General features: G+C 44.0%; 1 protein-coding gene and 1 pseudogene. Both read right to left on the bottom strand.

The features are described 5' to 3' along the window. A partial coding sequence (locus R7Q46_RS30205; protein WP_318078720.1) for a LacI family DNA-binding transcriptional regulator occupies positions 1 to 218 on the bottom strand: 218 nt, incomplete at its 3' end. A 105-nt stretch (positions 219 to 323) separates the two neighbouring features. Then, positions 324 to 521, bottom strand: a pseudogene (locus R7Q46_RS30200) (chitooligosaccharide deacetylase); the annotation flags it as partial.

The raw sequence follows: 521 nt of genomic DNA, 5'->3' as shown, positions 1-521 counted from the left end.
AATCCACCGGTGTAATAAGTCACCAACAAACCGACCATATTACTTGACGATGTTGCAAGAGAACGGGCGATCGCACTTGGACGGTAATTCAATTGCGCCATGGCTTGTTCTACTTTTTTTCTAGTTTCTTCACGAAACTTTCCTTCCCCATTAATGATGCGAGAAACGGTAGAACGATTTACACCGGCGAGTTCGGCGACATCTTTAATCCTTGCCATAATGCTAATGAATCCAACTGCTAATAAATAATGAATGTTTTTATTCGAAAAATGGCTGCCAGCAATTCGTAAGGTAACTATAGGGGTCGAATCTGGCAGCCTTAATCATACACCTACAACTTGGCTGGTAGAAACGAGTGCGGAGTAATCCGTGACGGCTATACCATGCTGCGCCAATTGCTCTTTTAGAATGGGAGATGTGAGCACTTGTAGCTCTAACTCTCTTTGCAGTGCATAGCCACTTTTCATAATAAGGGGCTGGTCGGCATAAGCAGGATGACACATCACCTCTACCACATCGTA

It is taken from the genome of Vibrio sp. 811, from assembly GCF_033339195.1.
Note: the sequence above shows the minus strand (reverse complement) of the source record. Positions and strands in the feature narration are given on the sequence as shown.